Source organism: Streptomyces sp. 13-12-16 (assembly GCF_002114215.1).
Classification (GTDB): domain Bacteria; phylum Actinomycetota; class Actinomycetes; order Streptomycetales; family Streptomycetaceae; genus Streptomyces.
This window is the reverse complement of sequence record NZ_NCTE01001455.1, coordinates 1-634: the sequence shown is the minus strand read 5'-3', so window position 1 is coordinate 634 and position 634 is coordinate 1. Positions and strand designations below refer to the sequence as shown.

General features: G+C 76.8%; 1 protein-coding gene. It reads right to left on the bottom strand.

The window, feature by feature from the left end; all coding sequences use genetic code 11:
• On the bottom strand, positions 1–634 hold a 634-nt coding region (locus B7767_RS42570), incomplete at both ends, for an FUSC family protein (RefSeq protein WP_143653008.1).

The following is a 634-nucleotide window of genomic DNA, read 5'->3' as shown; positions in this document are numbered from 1 at the left end:
CCAGGAGGCGCGCGGCGTGTTCGCGTGCGCGGTCGGCCGTGCTGAGCGCCCGCTGCACGCGGTCGCCCGCCCGCCGGTTGGTGACGGCCACGGCGGCGGCGAAGCCGACCAGGGCGCCGACGAGGGTGTCCACCGCGCGCTCGGTGATCAGGTCGCCGGGCGGCTGGTAGCCGGCGAACTCGGTGACGAGCAGCGCGAGCGGGGTCACGCAGACGGTGCCGAGCCAGTAGTTGCGGCCGATGAGCGCCTCGGCGCCGAAGTTGAACAGCAGGCAGCAGAGCACGAGGGCGAGCGGGCCGAGGTGGGCGACGGGGACGACGGCGGCGAAGAGCAGCACGCCGGCGAGGTTGCCGACGACGCGCTGGACGGCCCGGTTCCAGGTGAGGGTGACGTTGGCCTGGTAGAGCGAGGCCGCGGTGACCAGGGCCCAGTAGGGACGGCCGATGCCGAGGGCGAGGGAGGCGTACCCGGCGAGGGCGCAGCCGAGGGCGGTGCGGACGGCGATCGGGGTGAGCGGGCCGAGCCTGGTCCACAGGGGGCGTGGCGGGGTGGCGCGCTCGGCGGCCACGCCGAGGAGTTCGGCGGCGTCCGCGCGGGGGTCGTCGGTGCGCGGGACGGCGCCGGTGCCGCGCAG